This is a genomic window from Streptomyces sp. PCS3-D2, from assembly GCF_000612545.2.
In the GTDB taxonomy this organism is placed as follows: Bacteria; Actinomycetota; Actinomycetes; order Streptomycetales; family Streptomycetaceae; genus Streptomyces.
Genome location: NZ_CP097800.1, coordinates 1,211,496 through 1,230,522, shown reverse-complemented (window position 1 = coordinate 1,230,522; position 19,027 = coordinate 1,211,496). Strand labels below are relative to the sequence as shown.

Sequence of the window (19,027 nt, the reverse complement as noted above, 5' to 3'; positions counted from 1 at the left end):
CGGAAGTAGCGAACATGAGCGAGTCCACCACGATCCGCTGGGAACAGGACGAGACCGGCGTCGTCACCCTGATCCTCGACGACCCGGGCCAGTCCGCCAACACGATGAACCAGGCCTTCAAGGACTCCATCGCCGCGGTCGCCGACCGCGCCGAGGCCGAGAAGGACTCCATCCGCGGCATCATCTACACGTCCGCCAAGAAGACCTTCTTCGCCGGCGGCGACCTCAAGGACATGATCCGGCTGCGCCCCGAGCACGCGCAGCTCGCCTTCGACACCGGCACCGAGATCAAGCGGTCCCTGCGCCGCATCGAGACCCTCGGCAAGCCCGTCGTCGCCGCCGTCAACGGCGCCGCTCTGGGCGGCGGTTACGAGATCGCCCTGGCCTGCCACCACCGGGTCGCCCTCGACGTGCCCGGCTCCAAGATCGGCCTGCCCGAGGTCACCCTCGGCCTGCTCCCGGCGGGCGGCGGCGTCACCCGCACCGTGCGCCTGATGGGCATCACCGACGCGCTGCTCAAGGTACTGCTCCAGGGCACCCAGTACACCCCCCGGCGCGCCCTCGACAACGGCCTCGTGCACGAACTGGCCGCCACCCGCGAGGAGATGCTGGGCAAGGCCCGCGCCTTCATCGACGCCCACCCCGAGTCGCAGCAGCCCTGGGACGTACCCGGCTACCGGATCCCCGGCGGCACTCCGTCCAGCCCGCGCTTCGCCGCGAACCTCCCGGCCTTCCCGGCCAACCTGAAGAAGCAGCTGAACGGCGCCCCGTACCCGGCGCCGCGCAACATCCTGGCCTGCGCCGTCGAGGGCTCCCAGGTGGACTTCGAGACCGCGCTGACGATCGAGGCCCGCTACTTCACCGAGCTGGTCACCGGGCAGACCGCCAAGAACATGATCCAGGCCTTCTTCTTCGACCTGCAGGCCGTCAACGCCGGCCGCAGCCGCCCGCAGGGCATCGAGCCGCGGCAGGTCCGCAAGGTCGCCGTCCTCGGCGCCGGCATGATGGGCGCCGGCATCGCCTACTCCTGCGCCCGCGCGGGCATCGAGGTGGTGCTCAAGGACGTCACCACCGAGGCTGCCGCGAAGGGGAGGGCGTACTCCGAGAAGCTGCTCGACAAGGCCCTGTCCCGCGGCCGGATCACCGAGGCGGGGCGTGCCGAGCTGCTCGCCCGGATCACCCCGACCGCCGACACGGCCGACCTCGCGGGCTGCGACGCCGTCATCGAGGCCGTCTTCGAGGACACCGCGCTCAAGCACAAGGTGTTCCAGGAGGTCCAGGACGTCATCGCGCCCGACGCCCTCCTGTGCTCCAACACCTCGACCCTGCCCATCACCGGTCTCGCCGAGGGTGTGAAGCGGCCCGCCGACTTCATCGGACTGCACTTCTTCTCGCCCGTCGACAAGATGCCGCTGGTCGAGATCATCAAGGGGGACCGGACCGGCGACGAGGCCATCGCGCGCGCCTTCGACCTGGTGCGCCAGATCAACAAGACCCCGATCGTGGTCAACGACTCGCGCGGCTTCTTCACCTCGCGCGTCATCGGCCAGTTCATCAACGAGGGCGTGGCGATGGTCGGCGAGGGCGTCGAGCCCGCGTCGATCGAGCAGGCCGCCGCCCAGGCCGGCTACCCGGCCAAGGTCCTCTCCCTGATGGACGAGCTGACCCTGACCCTGCCGCGCAAGATCCGCAACGAGAGCCGCAAGGCCGTCGAGGCGGAGGGCCGGACGTGGACCGAGCACCCCGCCGACACCGTCATCGACCGGATGGTCGACGAGTTCGGCCGCCCCGGCCGCAGCGGCGGCGCCGGCTTCTACGAGTACGACGAGTCGGGCAGGCGCGCCCGCATCTGGCCGGGGCTGCGTGAGCACTTCGCCAAGCCGGGCCACGAGGTCCCCTTCGAGGACATGAAGGAGCGGATGCTCTTCTCCGAGGCCCTCGACACCGTCCGCTGCCTGGACGAGGGCGTCCTCACCTCGATCGCCGACGCCAACATCGGCTCCATCATGGGCATCGGATTCCCGGCCTGGACGGGCGGTGTGATCCAGTACATCAACGGCTACGAGGGCGGCCTCGCCGGCTTCGTGGCCCGCGCCCGCGAGCTCGCCGGCACGTACGGCGAGCGGTTCACCCCGCCGGCCTCCCTCGTGGAGAAGGCGGAGCGGGGCGAGACGTACACCGACTGATCCCGTACGGCCCCCCGGCCGCCCCTTCCACCCCGGACGTCACGGTCACCCCGGCTGTCCCGCCCGGGACGGTCGGGACGGCCGGGGCGGTCAAGGTGTCTGCCGGTCAGGCCTTCGCGGCGTGCAGGACGGCGAAGACCCCGTGCAGTTCGCCCGCGTCGGCGTCCGTCCACCGGTTCAGCAGCTGGGCCAGGACGGATCCGCCGGTCACGGCGGGCCCGGCCGCCAGCACCCGGGACACGGACAGGGCCCGCACCGGCTCGTCCCGTCCGGCCGGTGCGACGCCGACGACGGTCGCGTCGGAGGTGTCCGTCGCGTCCTTCGGCCCGGCCAGCCCCTCCGGCACTCCGGCAGCTTCGGCGAGCACCCGGGCCGCCGGGTCCGGTGCGTCGCTCGCGTTCTGGTCCTGGGCGGCCGCCCGGCCCGCCAGCAGCGCGAGCAGCTGTGCGACCAGGACCGGGTCGTGTGCTCCGTCGTAGATCCAGCGCAGGCCCAGGACCCCGTGCTCGGAGGTGCCGATCAGGGCGTCCTCGCCGTGTTCCAGCGGCGTCCCGCGGTAGGTCATCGGTACCTGATAGGTGACGGGGACGCCCCCCGAGGTGTCGGTGACCACCATGAACTCGATGCCCACCTCGCCCGCGGGGTCGTCGAGCCGGAAGCCGCCGGCCTTGGCGAGCAGCGGTGCGTCCCCGCCCCGGTACCAGGGCTTCGACGGCAACCAGGCGGCGATCAGTTCGAGCTTGCCCGGTGACATGGTGGTGCGGTGAATGACTGCCATGATCCGTAAACTACCCGGGCGTCAACGGGTGTTGGCGGGCGAGGACCCGGCCGGGGTCAACGGGGCGCGGCCGTGCCGTGTTCCCGGACGGCGATCCTGGCCAGCTTCGTCAGCATCATGCCGTTGCGCACGGCGACCAGGTAGTCCACCGGCAGCCCGTGCATGCGGGTGCCGGGACCCCGCAGCGGATGCCAGTCGAGGGTGAAGAGCGTGTTCCGGCCCCAGGGGGCCAGGTTCATGGCGACGCGGGCCGCGCCGAAGGGTTCGGCCCGGGCCTCCAGCTCCAGGCGCCGCTGCGGTTCGCAGACGCGGACGACGCAGGTGTCGTCGAGGGTCAGCGGGCCGGCGCCGACCCGGACCCGCAGCCGGGCGCCCACGCCGGGCCAGTGCGGGTCCGCGGCGAGGACCTTCCGGGTGCCCGTCACCCACTCCCCGTAGCGGTGCCCGTCGGCCAGCAGGCGCCAGACCTCGGAGGGCGGGCTCAGGATGAGACGGCGGTTGCGGGCCACGGCTGTCACGCTCCTTCCGGACGGTGGCCGGGCCGTCGCGCCGCCCCGCCCACCCCCACCCTCACGCCGTACCCGCGCCCCCGCAGTCCGGCAGACCCGAACGGCTGTCACGGACTGCGGCCGCCCGGGACCGTCCCCGGTCCGTCCCCCGGTCCGTCCCCGGGTCCGTCCCGGACCCGCCCGGGACCCGTCAACCGTGTTCGGAGGCGAACGCCGCGCGCAGCTCCTCCCGCAGCGACCGCTGGAAGGCCGTCACCAGGGCCTGGACCACCATCGGCTGCATGTGCGCCGACAGGGCCTTCATCGACTCCACCCGCTCCGGATCGCTCTCGCCCTCCGTGAACGGCCCCCACACCTCGTCCCGGAAGAGAGCCGTCAGCTCGTGCGCTGCCGACCGGGTGTGCTCCACCAGCACCGTGCGCGCCGCCAGGATCGTCTCGTGCGCGATCGGCACGTCGAGCAGGGCGACCCCCAGCCGCAGCAGGCCCACGTCCACCCGGAAGCCCCCGCCCGAGGCGGCGAGCACGTTCATGGCCGTCAGCCGCCGCACGTCCGTGTCCGACAGGCTCCGTCCCGCCCGCTTCTCCAGCTCCTCCCGGGAGACCTCCCGGGCCGCGTCCGGGGCCCAACTGGCCACCATCGCCCGGTGGATCGCGAGATCGTGCGCGCTCAGGTCGTCGGGCAGCGCGTCCAGGTAGCGTTCGATCGCCGACAGGGTCATGCCCTGGTGCTGGAGCTCCTCGATCAGAGCCAGCCGCGACAGGTGCTCCGGCCCGTAGTGCCCCACCCGACGCGGACCGATCACGGGAGGGGGCAAAAGCCCGCGGGTGCTGTAGAACCGTACCGTGCGCACGGTGACGCCCGCCCTGGCCGCCAGCTCGTCGACGGTGAGCATCGGCTCGGGTGCCTGGTCGGCCATCGTCTGCGCCTCGCTCTCTGCTCCACAGCTTGGGTTCAACAGTATTGCTGTCGCACCAATGATGTGAAACGGCCAGGAGCTGCCCATGACCACGAACCTGCGACTGCCCGGACGACCCGAAGAGATCACCTTCCCCGCCCTGATGGCCCGCAACGCCGCCGCGTACGGAGACCTCCCCGCCCTCTCCTGGCGGGCCGGACCCGACGCGGCCGGGTGGACCACGCTCACCTGGAGCGAGGTCCGCCACGAGGTCGCCGTCCTCGCCGCCGGATATGCCGCCCTCGGCGTCGGGCGCGGCGAGCACGTCCTGCTGATGATGGGCAACCGCCCCGAGCACTGGCTCAGCGACCTCGCCCTGGTCCACCTCGGCGCCGTACCCGTCACCGTCTACGGGACCTCCGCGCCCGAACAGACCGCCCACATCGCCCGCCACAGCAGGGCCCGGCTCGCCGTCGTGGAGGGCGCCCGCGAACTCGGCCGGTGGGAGCCGCTGCTGGCCGACGCCGACGTCCCCCTGGAGCGCATCGTCGTGGCCGAGGCGGCCGAGGCCCGCGGCCACGGCACGTACGCCTCCCTGTACGAGAGCGGCGCCCGGTTCCACCGCGCCGAGGACTTCGAGAAGGCCTGGCAGCAGACCGGCCCCGAGGACCCGCTGACCGTCGTCTACACCTCGGGCACCACCGGCGACCCCAAGGGCGTGCGCCTGACCCACCGCAACCTGATGCTCCAGGCGGTCCGCCTCGACCGGCACGTGGACCTGCCCGAGCATGCCGAGCACATCTGCTACCTGCCCTTCGCGCACATCGCCGAGCGGGTGCTCGGCATCTACCTGCCGCTGCTGAGGGCCGCCCACGTCATGCTGTGCGCCGACCCCACGGCTGTCTCGGCGGCCGTACGAGAACTGCGCCCGGTGCAGTTCTTCGGAGTGCCCCGGGTGTGGGAGAAGCTCGCCGCCTCGGTCCGCGCGGTCCTCGCGCAGCTCCCCGAGGACCGGCGCGGCGCCATCGAGGCCGCGAACGACCTCGCCCGCACCCGGGCCGCCCACCACGAGCGCGGCGAGGAGGTGCCCGCCGCGCTGGAAGCCTCGTATGCAGCGGCCAAGGAGCGGACGCTGGACCCGCTGCTGCGTCTGGCGGGCATGGACCGGCTCACCTGGACGGCCAGCGCCACCGCGCCGATGCCCATCGACGTCGTCCGCTTCTGGGCCGGCTGGGGCATCACGATCATGGATGCCTGGGGGCTCACCGAGACGGCCGGGGTGTGCACGCTCAACAGCGCCGAAGGCTTCCGGCTGGGCTCGGTGGGCCGCCCGATCGAGGGGCTGGAGCTGAGGATCGCGGAGGACGGGGAGATCCTCACCCGCGGTGCGACCGTCTTCGGCGGCTACCTGCGGCCGGACGGCTCGGTGCAGAGCGCCTCCGACCCGGAGGGCTGGTTCCCCACGGGGGACGTCGGCCGGATCGACGGGGACGGCTACCTGTGGATCACCGACCGCAAGAAGGAACTGATCATCACGTCCAACGGGAAGAACGTCTCGCCCGCGCTGGTGGAGAACACGGTCAAGGAGCACCCCCTGATCGGGCAGGCGCTGGTGCACGGCGACGGCCGCTCCTACTTGGTCGCCCTGCTCGTCCTGGACGCCGAACTGGCCCCCGTCTGGGCGGCCGCCCGGGGCATCGAGGACACCTCGCCGGGCGCGCTCGCCGGACATCCCGCGGTCCGGGAGGAGATCGCCCGCGCGGTCGCGGCGGCCAACGCGCGGCTCAACCGGACCGAGCAGATCAAACGCTACCGGCTGCTGACGCAGGAGTGGGGCCCCGAGACGGGTGAGCTCACCCCGTCGCTCAAACTCCGCCGTCGGGTGGTCCGTGACCGGTACGCGGACCTGATCGAGGGCCTGTACGAGGAGCCGTACGACCCGGCGTGACCCGGGCGCCCGGCCGGCGGCCGGCGTGCGCGCCCGCCGGCCGGGGCGGTCCCGGCCCGCCCGATCGCGGTGAGGGTGGCGCCGGGCGCCTCTCCTGCGGCGGCGGAATGCAGGGTCCGGCGAGTGCTGCGGACGACCGGGGTCAGGTGATGCCGTGGCGGCCGCCGCGCGGGCAGCCCTTCGCATGGACCACGGCGCCGCCCTCGGGCCCGCCGAGCGGCAGCGGCCGCGCGCCGCACGGGCACGGCCGCGGCGGCTGCTTGGCGGCCCGCTGGTAGGTGATCTCGTCCGTCGTCACCGGGCCGCCTCGATGTTCGCGACGGCCGTGGACAGTTCGCGGCCGCCGCCGGCCGGCCGGATGTAGGCGATCTCCGCCCAGCGTTCCGGCAGGTCGGCCGCGGCGGTGTTCTCCATCAGCACCGCCATGAGCGTTCCCTCGATGCCGGACGCGATGTCGCGGACCGGCTTCCTGAGGAGCGGGTGCGGAATCTCTGTGTGTGCGTCCTGCGGGGCGGCCATGGCGGGTGCTCCCTATGTCGTCAGTGGGTGGTGAGACCAGCCTGACGCTTCGTAAGGTCATGAATGCTCACAGATCTGTGAGTGCTAGAGCCCGATCCAGCGGGCCATCCCCCCAAGGCCGTCGGGCGCTCGCCGAGACATGTGAAGCAGCCCGCGGATCGTGCTCCGCGTACCCGGCAGATGCCGAGTCTGCTCCGGTGCCACCTTGCGGGCCTGCGCCAGGTATCGCAGCGACGCCTTCGCGGAGCCCGCCTCCATCTCCACCAGCGCTCGGTCCACGAGGTACCGGGCCCGCCGCGATGTCAGCGTCGAGGCGGGCAGCTTCAACCTGCGGGCACGGCTGAGAGCCTCATCGAAGTCGGCCAGCACGATCGACGCGCCGATCTCGTGCAGTCGGACGTTCACCTGCCCAAAGGACAGCCAGTGGACCTCGCGGGCCTCGCCGCCGACACGGTCGGCGAGCTCCCGGGCCGCGGCCAGGTGCGTTTCGACGGCGGTCCGGTCCCCGCCCTTCGCGGCCACGGTGGCCGCGCCCAGGTGGAGCTGGCCGATGACCGCCACGGCCTCGCGGCTCGTCGCCCCGGCGAGGAGCGCCTGCCCGGACGAGATCAGAGGGATGGAGTTGGCGCACCGCCACAGCGTCGCCCGTTTGTACCGTTGCACGGCCTCCAGACACGGGTCCGACGCCCGACCGGCGGCCCATCCCATGCGGTCCAGGGCGACGCGCGCGAGGTCGGGGTGGTCGAGCTTCAGCGCCACGTCGTGTGCGGTCCGGTATGCCGAGGCGAGGGCTCGCCATGCTGGCGTCGACGGCGCCTTCCACGCCGTGTGGGTCAGTTCCAGGATCAGGCCGGGTAGGGCCTTGGCTGCGGCCCGCAGATGGGTGGCTCGTACCTGCCGGCACAGGGCGTCCGCCGCGGTGGCCAGTTCCGGCACCGTGCGGACGGTGGGCAGCACGGGGAGCGGGCCGAGGTCGTACCGGTCCAGTGCCTCTCGGATCGGTGAGACCAGAGCAACCAGCCGGTCCGGGGGCAGTGATGTCATGGCAGGGGGCCCTGCCAGCAGCGATGTGTCCACCTTGAGCGCGTGCGCCACTGCGGCCACGAACCCGGGGGTCGCTGCACGCGCGCCGCATTCCACCTGGTTCAGGAGGCTGAGGCTGTAGGGGATCCTGTCTGCGAGTTCGCGCTGTGTCAGACGCGCGAGGCGCCGCTGCTCCTGGATACGAGATCCGGCGTGGTCATCGTCTGGTGCGGTCATGCTGGTCTCCGTCCACGACTCGTCAGCATGGACGGTACCGGTGCCCCCGCCCCCGAGCGTCCCCTCGTCCCGACTCCTGCCGGATCGGGGGCGATTGCATAGGCTCGGGCGCCATGACGACGAGGACTCTCTACCTGCTCTGCTCGGCCGCGCCGCCTGTGTTCGACATCGCCAGCGTGGTTGAGGATGCTCAAGGCCGCGGCTGGGATGTGTGCCTCGGCCTGACACCCACCGCCGCCGACTGGCTGGAGGACAGCCTGCCCGGACTGGCCGCGCTTACCGGTCACCCGGTCCGTAGCCGCTACAAGAGGCCCGGAGACCCTGACGCGTGGCCTAAGGCGGACGCGATCCTCGTCGCGCCGGCGACCTTCAACACCGTGAACGCGTGGGCGCTCGGGCTCACGGACCGGTTCGTCGTGGGGGTGGTTGCCGAGGGTATCGGCAAGGGGATTCCGATGGCGGTCATGCCGTGCGTGAACGCAGCCTACGCCCAGCACCGGGCGCTAGAAAGGTCGTTGGGAGAGCTGAGGGAGATGGGCGTGGTGGTGCTGTACGGCGAGGGCGGGTTCGTGCCCAACCAGCCCGGTGAGAAGGTCCCCTATCCGTGGGGGCTCGCCCTTGACGCCGTCGACAGCCTCGGCCGGTAGGTCCCGGCGCGCACGCGTGACAGCCCGCCTCCCGCCCGAGGGCGGGAGGCGGGCTGTTGCGGTCAGGCGGAGAGGTCCTGGGCGGCGCGCGCCGCCCAGCGGCCGGGACGGGGCGTCAGCGTCCGATCAGCGGGTAGTGGTCGGAGAGGTTGGTGTAGGTGTACGAGGTGCCCCAGCTGGATACGGTCCAGGGCGCCGACTCCTCCTTGACCACGTTGTTCTCCCAGCCCGCCGGGCGGGCGTTGCCCTTGCGGTAGAGGACGTAGTCCAGGTCCTCGCGCGGGTCCGTCGGGTAGCGGTACTTCGCTATCGAGTTCAGGGCGGTGTCGAAGGAGTACGGGTGGCCCGTGCGCGAGTCGGAGTCGGCCAGGTCGGCGTTGGCGAGCATGCTCGCGTACTCCGGGGTGCGCGAGTCGACGTTGAGGTCGCCGGCCAGGATGACCTGCTCGTTCGCCGGGATGTTCTTGCCGTCCAGGAAGGTGTCGATGGCCCGGAACTGCCGGGCGCGCATCTGCGCGGCCTCGCCCGCGCCGCAGCCCGGATCGGTGGACTGCGCGTGCGTGCCGACCACGTGCACCTTCGTGCCGCCCACGTCGAGCACGACGTAGGCGAAGCCCTTGTTGGACCACCAGTCGGCGCCGCAGGCGTCCTTGAAGACGAACTGTTCCTTGCGGACGATCGGCCACTTGCTGAGGACCGTGACGCCGCCGTCCTCCGGGGTGGTGGAGGAGTAGGCGCCGCCCGTGGCGTCCCAGCCGCTCCTGCTGCGGCCGACGACCGGGGTCTGGTACGGGTACTGCGCGGCGGAGTTCGCCTTCAGCGCGTCCGAGGAGCTGTTGTCGAAGGCCTCCTGGAGTACGACCACGTCGTGGCCCTGGTAGAAGGCGGTCTTGGGGATCTCCGCGGCCCGGTGGTCCTGGCCCCAGTTCGGGTAGAGGTTCTTGCTCATCAGGAACACGTTGTACGACAGGACGCTGAGCCGGGGGGCGGCGGTGTGCTCCGCGGCCGTGGCGGCGGGCGCGGTGGTGGCGGCCAGTGCGCCTGCGGCGACCGCGGCGACGGCCGTGGCGGCGGCGCGGCGCGAGCGGGTCGTGGAAAGCAGCATGAAGGTCTCCGTCATTCCTGCGGGGGAAGATCGACGCCGTCATACAAGCAGCAGCAGTTACCTCTGGGTAACACCCGTGCAGAGACTTTCTGACCGTGAGACGGCCGTCCGGTGCTCGCATACTTGTCCTATGACGGAGATCGACTCGGCACACCCCAGCGGACCTGCGGCTACGCGCCGCGCCGACCCCGAACCGCCACCGCCCGGCGGGGTGCTGTGGACCATCGCCGGCGACATCCGCGCCTTGCTGATGCTGCCCGCCGCCTTCACCCTGCAGGTCGCCCACCCGGCCATCGCGGCCGGCGTCGACGAGTACTCCGTCTTCCGCACCGACCCCTGGGGCCGCGGCGAGCGCTCCCTGCGCTCGGTCCAGCTGTGGGTGTACGGAGGCGAGGGGGCCGCCGAGGAGGGCCGCAGGGTACGCCGCCTGCACAAGGACATCCAGGGCACCGACACCCGCGGCCGGCGCTACCACTCCCTCGACCCGGCCTGCTACGCCTGGGTCCACGCCACCGGCTTCCCGGTCTACCTCTACGCCGGCCGCTACCTGCTGCGCCGCTTCACCCCCGCCCAGGAACACCAGCTCTACCGCGAATGGCTGCAGGTCGGCCGGATCCTCGGCCTGCACGACCGGGACATGCCGCAGACCGTCGAGGAGTACTGGAGGTACTGGGCCAGGATGCTGGCCGAGGAGATCGAGCCGACCGCGGTCGCCCGCGAGCTCGTCGCCACCGACGTGCCGCTGCCCCGGCCCGAGGGCGGCCCGCTCCCCGTACGGCTGCTGGTGCGGCTGACCTGGCCCGTGCTGCGCGCGGCCTTCCTGCACCTGCGGGCCTTCGTCACCGCCGGGTACATGCCGCCCGAGGCCCGGGCCGCGATCGGGCTGGAGTGGAGCCCGGCCCAGGAGCGCAGGCTCCGCCGGTTCAGCACCGCCGTACGGATCCTCGTCCCGCTGCTGCCGGAGCGGCTGCGCTACCTGCCGATCGCCTACCGGGCGCGCGCCGCCTGGCACGCGGGCCGCCGCTGACGACCGGGCGCGCGGCCCCCGCGTGCAGCGGGAGCCGCGTGCGCGGCGCGGCGCGGCGTCAGTGCCGGTGGCCGGGCCCGGAGGCGTGCTCGGTGTCGTGGATCGTGTTCGTCTCCGCGATCTTCTTCCAGGACTTCGGTTCGGCGGCTGCCCCCGCCGGTGCGGACTGCGGCGGGGCCGGCCGGGCCGAACGGGCCGACGGCCCGGCGGACGCCGGGTGCAGCGCCGACGCGTCGGGCCTGCCCGGGGTGTAGAGCCAGGTCTCGAACAGCTGGGCCAGTGGCGTGCGAGAGACCTTCTCCGCGTACCGTACGAAGTCACCCACCCCGGCGTTGCCGTGGGCCCGCTCGGTCGGCCAGCCCTTGAGGATCCGGAAGAACGCCTCGTCGCCGATCTCGTTGCGCAGCGCCTGCAGGGCGATCGCGCCGCGGTCGTAGACGGCCCCGTGGAACTGGTTCTCCGGGCCGGGGTCGCCAGGCTTGACCTGCCAGAAGGCATCCTCCGCCGGGCGCAGGGAGTAGGCCCAGTCGGCGAGCTCCTGGGCGGTGCCCTCGCCCTCCTTCTCCGACCACAGCCACTGGCTGTAGCGGGCGAACCCCTCGTTGATCCAGATGTCCTTCCAGCCCTTCACGGACACGCTGTCGCCGTACCACTGGTGGGCCAGCTCGTGCACCACCACCGAGACGTTCGAGCCGTTGTTGAACAGGCGCGGACCGTAGAACGGGCGCGTCTGGGTCTCCAGGGCGAAGCCGGCGTTCACGTTCGGCACGTAGCCGCCCAGCGCGTTGAAGGGGTACGGCCCGAAGACCCCCTCCAGCCACTCGGTGACCTCGCCGGTCCGCTCCACGCTCGCGCGCGCCGCCCCCGCGTTGTCACCGAGGTCCTTGCTGTACGCGTTGACGATCGGCAGCCCGCTCGCGGTCCTGTCCGTGGTGATGTCGAACTTGCCGACGGCGAGGGTGGCCAGGTAGGTCGCCTGCGGCTTGTTGGAGCGCCAGTTGTACCGCGTCCAGCCGAGCCGCGAACTCTGCGACTGGAGCACGCCGTTGCTGATGGCCTGGGTGCCGTCGGGCACGCTGACGGAGACGTCGAAGGTCGCCTTGTCCAGCGGGTGGTCGTTGCTCGGGAACCACCAGACCGCCGAGTCGGGCTCCTGCGCGGCCACGCCGCCGTCCGGGGTGCGGTGCCAGGCGGTCCAGCCGTCGATCTTCAGCTCGGAGGGCTTGCCGGCGTATGTGACGACGACGGTCAGCGGGGTGTCGCGCGCCAGCGGCTTCGCCGGGGTCACCTCCACCTCGTGCGCACCGGACGCGGCGAACTTCGCCCTGGCACCGTTGACCCGGATCTCGCTGACCCGGAGGCCGAAGTCGAGGTTGAAGCGGGACAGGTCCTGCGTGGTGGTGGCGATCAGGGTCGCGGTGCCTTCCAGCAGGTCCGTCGCCGGCTGGTATTTCAGGCGCAGGTCGTAGTGCGACACGTCGTATCCGCCGTTGCCGCTGGCCGGGTAGTAGGGGTCGCCGATACCCGGGGCGCCCGGACCGTAGCTCGCCGCCGACGCCGGGACCACCAGCAGGAGGGAAGCGGCGAGCACGCTCGGGGCGATGACTTTGCGGTGCACGAATGACTCCAAGTGGTTGGGGAGACAGCTCGGTTCGAGGTCGTCGCTCGACCGTATTCACCCCTGGCGGCTCAGGCCGTGTCCATGGCGCCCGCTGTCACACGATCGCCATTCGGCCGTCACGCGACCGCGTGCGCAGCGGTGCCGATCCGCCCGCCGCGGTGCCGCCGAGCCGCCCGCACCGGCCCCGGCCTGCGCCTCGCCCGCCCGCCCCGCCGGCCCGGCGCTCCCGCCGAACGGCCGGGCCCTGCCCGGGCGATCGTCCGGATCGAACCTCCGCCCGGAGGCCGGCCGGGATCGGGGGCGGGGCCGCCCTACCCGACGTACCGAACAGTCGGTACCGTGCCGCGCATGACCCTTCACCCGCTCGCCGCGCGACGCTGCTGGCACGCCGCCGTCAACCCGCTGCACGCCACCGTCTACTTCTCGCCCGAGATCGCCGAGGAGTTCGCCGCCCTCGGGATATCCGACCCCGTCGCCGTCAACCTGGCGCACCGCTCCGCCGCGATGGGGGCCGTCGGGGCCGGTGCGGTCACCGCCGCCTTCTACAACTACCGGCACGACCTCGTCGCCCGGCACCTGCCCGCTGTCTGGGACACCGTCACCCCCGAGCAGGCCCTCGCCGCCCGGCTGCGCGCCGCCGACGCCGCCCTCACCCGGCTGCTCGGCGCCGACACCGTAAAGTCCCCCGAGGTGGCCGAGGCCGCCGACCTGGCGATGCGCGCCACCGAGGGCTGCACCCGGCACGCCCGCACCCTGTACGCGGCCCACGCCGACCTCGACGTCCCCGAGGAACCGCACCTGAGGCTGTGGCACGCCACCACCCTGCTGCGCGAACATCGCGGCGACGGCCACCTCGCCGCCCTGCTCCTCGCCGGCCTGGACCCGGTCGAGGCCCTGGTCAGCCACACCGCCACCGGCAAGGGCATGACCCCGAAGTGGCTCAAGGGCATGCGCGGCTGGACGCAGGACGACCTCGACGCCGCGGCCGGCCGGCTGCGCGAGCGCGGCGTCCTCGACGCCGACGGCGAGCTGACCGAGGAGGGTACGGCCCTGCGCGAGCGGCTGGAGAGCGACACCGACCGGCTCGACGCCGCCCCCTACACGCACCTCGGCGCGGAGGGCCTGGCCCGGCTCACCGAGCTCGGCGGCGCCCTCGTCGTCAAGGCCGTGACCGCCGGGGCCTTCCCGAGGGACCTGATGGGCAGGGCCTGACGGGCAGGGCTCCCGCCGTCCGTCACGACCACCTGCCACAATTGGCAGCCTTCCAGTGCAAACGAAGGCAGGCGGGACCCGATCGTGACGATGTCCATCGAAGGCAGGATCGCCGAGGAGCTCGGCGTACGGGAGCGGCAGGTCAAGGCCGCCGTCGAGCTGCTCGACGGCGGCTCCACCGTGCCGTTCATCGCGCGCTACCGCAAGGAAGCGACCGAGATGCTCGACGACGCCCAGCTGCGCACCCTTGAGGAGCGCCTGAGGTATCTGCGCGAGCTGGAGGACCGGCGCGCGGCGATCCTGGACTCCGTACGGGAGCAGGGCAAGCTCGACGCCGAACTGGAGGCCCGGATCAACGCGGCCGACACCAAGGCGCGCTTGGAGGACATCTACCTCCCGTTCAAGCCCAAGCGCCGCACCAAGGCGCAGATCGCCCGCGAGGCCGGCCTGGAGCCGCTCGCCGACGGCCTGCTGGCCGATCCGTCGGTGGACCCGGCCGCCGCCGCGTCCGCGTTCGTCGACGCCGACCGGGGCGTCGCCGACCCGGCGGCCGCCCTGGAGGGCGCCCGGGCCATCCTCACCGAGCGGTTCGCCGAGGACGCCGACCTGATCGGCGAGCTCCGCGAGCGCATGTGGGGCCGCGGCCGGCTGGCCGCGAAGGTCCGCGAGGGCAAGGAGGAGGCCGGCGCCAAGTTCGCCGACTACTTCGACTTCGCGGAGCCGTTCACCGCGCTGCCCTCGCACCGGGTCCTGGCCATGCTGCGCGGGGAGAAGGAGGACGTCCTCGACCTCACTCTGGAGCCCGAGGCCCCCGAGGACGCCGACACCCCCGGCCCCTCCACGTACGAGGGCATGATCGCGCGCCGCTTCGGCGTCGCCGACCGCGGTCGACCCGGCGACAAGTGGCTCGCCGACACCGTCCGCTGGTGCTGGCGCACCAAGGTCCAGGTGCACCTCGGCATCGACCTGCGGATGCGGCTGCGCCAGGCGGCGGAGGACGAGGCGGTACGGGTCTTCGCGTCGAACCTGCGCGACTTGCTGCTCGCGGCGCCCGCCGGCACCCGGGCCACCCTCGGCCTCGACCCGGGCTTCCGCACCGGTGTGAAGGTCGCCGTCGTCGACGCCACCGGCAAGGTCGTGGCCACCGACGTGATCCACCCGCACGTGCCCGCCAACCGGTGGGACGAGTCCCTCGCCAAGCTGGCCCGCCTCGCGCAGGAGCACGCGGTCGAGCTGGTCGCCATCGGCAACGGCACCGCCTCACGTGAGACGGACAAGCTGGCCGGGGACCTGATCTCCCGCCACCCGGAGCTGGGTCTCACCAAGGTGATGGTCTCGGAGGCGGGCGCCTCCGTCTACTCGGCCTCCGCCTTCGCCTCGCAGGAACTGCCCGGCATGGACGTGTCGCTGCGCGGCGCGGTCTCCATCGCCCGCCGCCTCCAGGACCCGCTCGCCGAGCTGGTCAAGATCGACCCGAAGTCCATCGGCGTCGGCCAGTACCAGCACGACCTGTCCGAGGTGAAGCTCTCGCGATCCCTCGACGCGGTGGTCGAGGACTGTGTGAACGGCGTCGGCGTGGACGTCAACACCGCCTCCGCGCCGCTGCTGTCGCGGGTCTCCGGCATCAGCGGGACCCTCGCCGAGAACATCGTCGCCCACCGCGACGCCAACGGCCCCTTCCGCAACCGCAAGGGGCTCAAGGACGTGGCCCGGCTGGGTCCCAAGGCGTACGAGCAGTGCGCGGGCTTCCTGCGGATCCGCGGCGGGGACGACCCGCTGGACGCCTCCGCCGTGCACCCCGAGGCCTATCCCGTGGTCCGGGCGATGGGGAAGACATCGGGCGGCGAGGTGGCCGCGCTGATCGGCAACACCGGGGTCCTGCGCTCCCTGCGGCCCGAGCAGTTCGTCACCGAGGCCTTCGGTCTGCCCACGGTCACCGACATCCTGCGGGAGCTGGAGAAGCCGGGCCGCGACCCGCGCCCGGCCTTCAGGACGGCGACCTTCAAGGAGGGCGTCGAGAAGATCGGCGACCTCGCCCCCGGGATGATCCTGGAGGGCGTGGTCACCAACGTGGCCGCCTTCGGCGCCTTCATCGACATCGGTGTCCACCAGGACGGTCTGGCGCACGTCTCGGCGCTGTCGAAGAACTTCGTCAAGGACCCCCGGGACGTCGTCAAGCCGGGCGACATCGTCCGCGTCAAGGTCCTGGACGTGGACATCCCGCGCAAGCGGATCTCGCTGACCCTCCGGCTGGAGGACGAGGCCGGTGCCGAGCGCGGCGCGGGTGCCCCGCGCCAGCGCGACGAGCGGCGCGGCGGCGGCCGTCCCCCGCAGCAGCGCGGCGGAGCGGGCGGCCAGGGCGGAGGCAGGAGCCAGGGCGAGCGGGGCCAGGGCGGCGGCCAGGGCCGGCGCCAGGGTGGCGGAGCCCCCGCGCCCGCCAACAGCGCGATGGCCGACGCGCTGCGACGGGCCGGCCTCACCGGACCCGAGGAGCGCCGCAAGCGCTGACAGGAGCGTCGAGGGCGTGCGGGGGAGGCCCCGTACGCCCGTGGTGGTGTCCGCCCCCCGGGGCGGCTGCCCGGCCACCCGGCGCGTGAGGACCTTCGTACGCGATGGCCGAATAGGTTCCCCACCTGGGGGATTTCCTTGCCAACTCCCGTACAAGATCTGTAGGCATGGTGGAACGCCCGTTCGTCGTCCGGCGGACGGGCTTCCGTGTTTCCTCCCCCTCAGGACTGCATTCCCCGAGGCCGCCTTGAAGGCACAGGACGTCATGCCCATGCCCACACACGCCTACCGACGCTGCCCCGGACAGGCTCCGAAGAGGGATCACATGCCCCACCGGCAACTCAGCATTCGCAAAAGGTGCGAGAACATTCTCGGCCATCTGGATCTGACCCACCCGTTCTCCCTGGACGTCCTGTGCCGCCGGATCGCGGAGCAGCGCGGCCGCCCCATCCGGCTCCACCCCCTGCCCAAGGAGGCGGCGGAATCCGGTGTCTGCGGCCTCTGGGTGGGCACGGCCAGCGTCGACTACGTCTTCTACGAGGCGCAGACCACCCCGCTGCACCGGGAGCACATCGTCCTCCACGAGCTCGGCCACATCCTCTTCGGACACCACTCGCTGGAGGGCGAGGAGAGCGACGGCAGCGCCCCCGTGGTGCTCGGCCGCACCAACTACACCACCCGCCAGGAGCAGGAGGCGGAGATGCTCGCGAGCATGATCCGCATCCGGACCGCCAACGCCGGCCCCCGCACAGCGGGCCAGGGCCGGGGCGCCCTGGCCCGACTGGAGTCCGCCATGGGGTACGAGCGGGGCACCGATGGCGGCTGATCTGACCGCCTTCGGCAACAGCCTCGCCGTCCCGGGCGTGGTCTGTCTGTGGCTCGCCGTCCTGCTGCGCGCCCCCGGCGCCCTGCGCTCGCCCCAGCAGCGCGGCCTGTGGCTGGCCGTCGCCACCGCCGCCGCGGCGATGACCCTGAACCTGCCGGAGGTCGTCTCCTACGCGATGACCCGCGGCGCCTCCTACGCCCACACCATCGGCCTCGTCCGCAACCTCATCGGGGTGCTGTCGGCGGGCGCCGTCCTCTACTTCGTCGCCGCCGCCACGCGCGGTCGCCGCCTCCGGCTGGCCTCCTGCGCCGCCACCGCGGCCTGGCTGGCCTTGCTGGTGGCGCTGGACGCCGCCGCACCCGGCCACGGCACGCACACCATGCCCCCGGTCGGCGACCCGGTGCCCTCCCTCGCGTACTGGCTCGTCCTGATCTCCGCCCACCTGGTCGCCAACACCGTCTGCGTGTCCGTGTGCTGGCGCTACAGCCGGCGCACCGAAAGCCGGGGGCTGGCCGCCGGCCTGCGCCTCTTCGGCCTCGGCACCGCGCTCGCCGGGCTGTTCTGGCTGGCCTACCTGCTCAAGGCCCTGTCCGCCGGAACCTGGGCGATGCCCGCCCTCCCGCTGCTGATGAACCTGCACGGCCTGCTGCGCGCCGCCGCGATCCTCGTGCCCACCGTGTTCACCCTCCGCCGCACCGTCGCCGACACCGCCACCGCCTGGCGGCTGTGGCCGCTGTGGCGCGACCTGGTCGAGGCGGTCCCGCACGTCGCCCTCAACAAGCCGCGCTCGGGCCGGGTGGTGGAGCTGCTCTGGCCGCCGGTACCGCGCAACCTGCTGGTCTACCGCAAGGTCATCGAGACGCGCGACGCCATCCTGATCCTGGGCGAGCATGTCCGGCCGGGCGCCCTGGAGCAGGCCCGCGGCCATGTCGCCGACCACGGGATCCCCGAGCAGCGGCGTACCGCGGCCGCGCTGGCCCGGGTACTGAAGGACGCACGGCGGGCCAGGCTCGCCGGGCTGCCCGGGCAGACGGGCGAGGCGGCCGGGCTGGAACTGCCCGCGGCCATCCAGAGTTCGAACGAAGGCGGGGACCTGGCGGACGAGGCCCGGTTCCTCGTCGACGTCGCCGAGGCCTACACCTCGCCGGCCACCACCGAGGAAGTGAACGCACCGTGACCACCGTACTGATCACCGGAGCCAGCGCCGGACTGGGTGCCGCCTTCGCCCGGGGATTCGCCGCCAAGGGCTGCGACCTGATCCTCGTCGCCCGCGACAAGGACCGGCTCGACGGTGTCGCCGGCGCGCTGGCCCGCGAGTACGGCACCGCCTCCGAGGTGCTGCCCGCCGACCTGCTGGACGAGACGGGCCTTGCAGCGGTCGCCGAGCGGCTCGCCGACCACACCCGGCCCGTGGACATCCTGGTCAACAACGCCGGCTTCGGGCTTCCCGCCCCCTTCCCGTACAGCCCGGTCGAGGACGAGGAGCGCATGCTCGACCTCCTCGTCAGGGTCCCGCTCCGGCTCACCCACGCCGCGCTGCCCGGTCTGCGCGAGCGCCGCCGCGGGGCCGTCGTCAACGTCTCCTCGGTGGCCGGACTGCTGCCCACCGGCACCTACGGGGCCGCCAAGGCCTGGGTCACCGCGTTCAGCGAGTCCCTCCGGGTGGACATGGAACCCCACAACGTCCGTGTGCTGGCCGTCGTCCCCGGCTTCACCCGCACCGAGTTCCAGGAGCGCGCCGGAATGGACGTCAGCGCGCTGCGCGACGCGGTCTGGCTGGAACCGGAGGCCGTCGTCGGGCAGGCGCTCAAGGACCTCGCCCTGCGCCGCCCGGTCAGCATCACCGGCCGCCGCTACCAGGCCTACGCCCTTGCCGCCCGGCACCTCCCGCGCGCCTTCGTCGCCCGGAGGATGGCCCGCAGGCGCAGGCCCCCGGCCGGTCCGGACGCATGACGGGCGGCCTGGACCGGGCCTGCCAGACCC

Annotated in this window: 17 protein-coding genes; 9 read left to right on the top strand and 8 right to left on the bottom strand. The window is 72.7% G+C overall.

What is annotated here, in order from left to right:
• Positions 1-14 precede the first annotated feature (14 nt).
• A complete protein-coding gene (locus tag AW27_RS05070) occupies positions 15-2,186 on the top strand; it encodes a 3-hydroxyacyl-CoA dehydrogenase NAD-binding domain-containing protein (protein ID WP_037915971.1) in 2,172 nt (723 codons plus the stop codon).
• Between the two features lie 106 nt (positions 2,187-2,292).
• Here AW27_RS05070 and AW27_RS05065 read toward each other — a convergent pair whose 3' ends face one another.
• The 3 genes from AW27_RS05065 to AW27_RS05055 all read right to left on the bottom strand — a co-directional run bounded on the left by AW27_RS05065 (position 2,293) and on the right by AW27_RS05055 (position 4,392).
• Positions 2,293-2,964, bottom strand: a complete 672-nt coding sequence (locus tag AW27_RS05065) for a maltokinase N-terminal cap-like domain-containing protein (RefSeq protein WP_037915973.1) — start codon at positions 2,962-2,964, stop codon at positions 2,293-2,295.
• 56 nt (positions 2,965-3,020) lie between these two features.
• A complete protein-coding gene (locus tag AW27_RS05060) occupies positions 3,021-3,473 on the bottom strand; it encodes an SRPBCC family protein (protein WP_037915976.1) in 453 nt (150 codons plus the stop codon).
• 190 nt (positions 3,474-3,663) lie between these two features.
• On the bottom strand, positions 3,664-4,392 hold the full coding sequence (locus tag AW27_RS05055) for a MerR family transcriptional regulator (protein ID WP_037915979.1): 729 nt from the start codon (positions 4,390-4,392) through the stop codon (positions 3,664-3,666).
• Between the two features lie 85 nt (positions 4,393-4,477).
• On the opposite strand from AW27_RS05055, the gene AW27_RS05050 reads away from it, so the two are divergent.
• Positions 4,478-6,319 carry an AMP-dependent synthetase/ligase gene (locus AW27_RS05050; protein ID WP_037915981.1) on the top strand — a complete coding sequence of 614 codons (1,842 nt, stop codon included), beginning with the start codon at positions 4,478-4,480 and terminating at the stop codon, positions 6,317-6,319.
• 142 nt (positions 6,320-6,461) lie between these two features.
• On the opposite strand, the gene AW27_RS05045 is transcribed toward AW27_RS05050, so the two are convergent.
• From AW27_RS05045 to AW27_RS05035, 3 genes are all read right to left on the bottom strand, one after another.
• A complete protein-coding gene (locus tag AW27_RS05045) occupies positions 6,462-6,617 on the bottom strand; it encodes a hypothetical protein (RefSeq protein ID WP_157840147.1) in 156 nt (51 codons plus the stop codon).
• Positions 6,614-6,838: a hypothetical protein gene (locus AW27_RS05040; RefSeq protein WP_037915984.1), complete on the bottom strand. Its 225-nt coding sequence runs from the start codon at positions 6,836-6,838 to the stop codon at positions 6,614-6,616. Before AW27_RS05040 ends, AW27_RS05045 begins: the two co-directional genes overlap by 4 nt.
• Positions 6,839-6,922: 84 nt before the next feature.
• Positions 6,923-8,098 carry a helix-turn-helix domain-containing protein gene (locus tag AW27_RS05035; RefSeq protein ID WP_037915985.1) on the bottom strand — a complete coding sequence of 392 codons (1,176 nt, stop codon included), beginning with the start codon at positions 8,096-8,098 and terminating at the stop codon, positions 6,923-6,925.
• 113 nt (positions 8,099-8,211) lie between these two features.
• On the opposite strand from AW27_RS05035, the gene AW27_RS05030 reads away from it, so the two are divergent.
• The gene (locus AW27_RS05030) at positions 8,212-8,745 is read left to right on the top strand and encodes a flavoprotein (RefSeq protein ID WP_037915988.1); all 534 of its coding nucleotides are present in this window, start codon (positions 8,212-8,214) and stop codon (positions 8,743-8,745) included.
• 115 nt (positions 8,746-8,860) lie between these two features.
• Here AW27_RS05030 and sph read toward each other — a convergent pair whose 3' ends face one another.
• A complete protein-coding gene (gene sph, locus AW27_RS05025; protein WP_037917933.1) occupies positions 8,861-9,850 on the bottom strand; it encodes a sphingomyelin phosphodiesterase in 990 nt (329 codons plus the stop codon).
• Between the two features lie 130 nt (positions 9,851-9,980).
• Here sph and AW27_RS05020 point away from each other — a divergent pair, with 130 nt between their 5' ends.
• Positions 9,981-10,877 (top strand): oxygenase MpaB family protein, encoded by an 897-nt coding sequence (locus AW27_RS05020; protein ID WP_052030031.1) that lies wholly within the window; start codon positions 9,981-9,983, stop codon positions 10,875-10,877.
• 58 nt (positions 10,878-10,935) lie between these two features.
• Here AW27_RS05020 and AW27_RS05015 read toward each other — a convergent pair whose 3' ends face one another.
• Complete coding sequence (locus AW27_RS05015) at positions 10,936-12,495, bottom strand: M1 family metallopeptidase (protein WP_037915992.1); 1,560 nt, start codon at positions 12,493-12,495, stop codon at positions 10,936-10,938.
• 351 nt (positions 12,496-12,846) lie between these two features.
• Here AW27_RS05015 and AW27_RS05010 point away from each other — a divergent pair, with 351 nt between their 5' ends.
• The 5 genes from AW27_RS05010 (at position 12,847) to AW27_RS04990 (ending at position 18,997) form a co-directional block, all read left to right on the top strand.
• Complete coding sequence (locus AW27_RS05010) at positions 12,847-13,710, top strand: SCO6745 family protein (RefSeq protein WP_037915995.1); 864 nt, start codon at positions 12,847-12,849, stop codon at positions 13,708-13,710.
• A gap of 84 nt (positions 13,711-13,794) precedes the next feature.
• On the top strand, positions 13,795-16,218 hold the full coding sequence (locus tag AW27_RS05005; RefSeq protein ID WP_037915998.1) for a Tex family protein: 2,424 nt from the start codon (positions 13,795-13,797) through the stop codon (positions 16,216-16,218).
• A 325-nt stretch (positions 16,219-16,543) separates the two neighbouring features.
• The gene (locus tag AW27_RS05000; RefSeq protein WP_037916001.1) at positions 16,544-17,044 is read left to right on the top strand and encodes an ImmA/IrrE family metallo-endopeptidase; all 501 of its coding nucleotides are present in this window, start codon (positions 16,544-16,546) and stop codon (positions 17,042-17,044) included.
• The gene (locus tag AW27_RS04995; RefSeq protein ID WP_052030032.1) at positions 17,034-18,221 is read left to right on the top strand and encodes an MAB_1171c family putative transporter; all 1,188 of its coding nucleotides are present in this window, start codon (positions 17,034-17,036) and stop codon (positions 18,219-18,221) included. Before AW27_RS05000 ends, AW27_RS04995 begins: the two co-directional genes overlap by 11 nt.
• Positions 18,218-18,997, top strand: coding sequence for an SDR family NAD(P)-dependent oxidoreductase (locus tag AW27_RS04990; RefSeq protein ID WP_037916004.1), 780 nt, complete (start codon positions 18,218-18,220; stop codon positions 18,995-18,997). Before AW27_RS04995 ends, AW27_RS04990 begins: the two co-directional genes overlap by 4 nt.
• Positions 18,998-19,027: the final 30 nt, after the last annotated feature.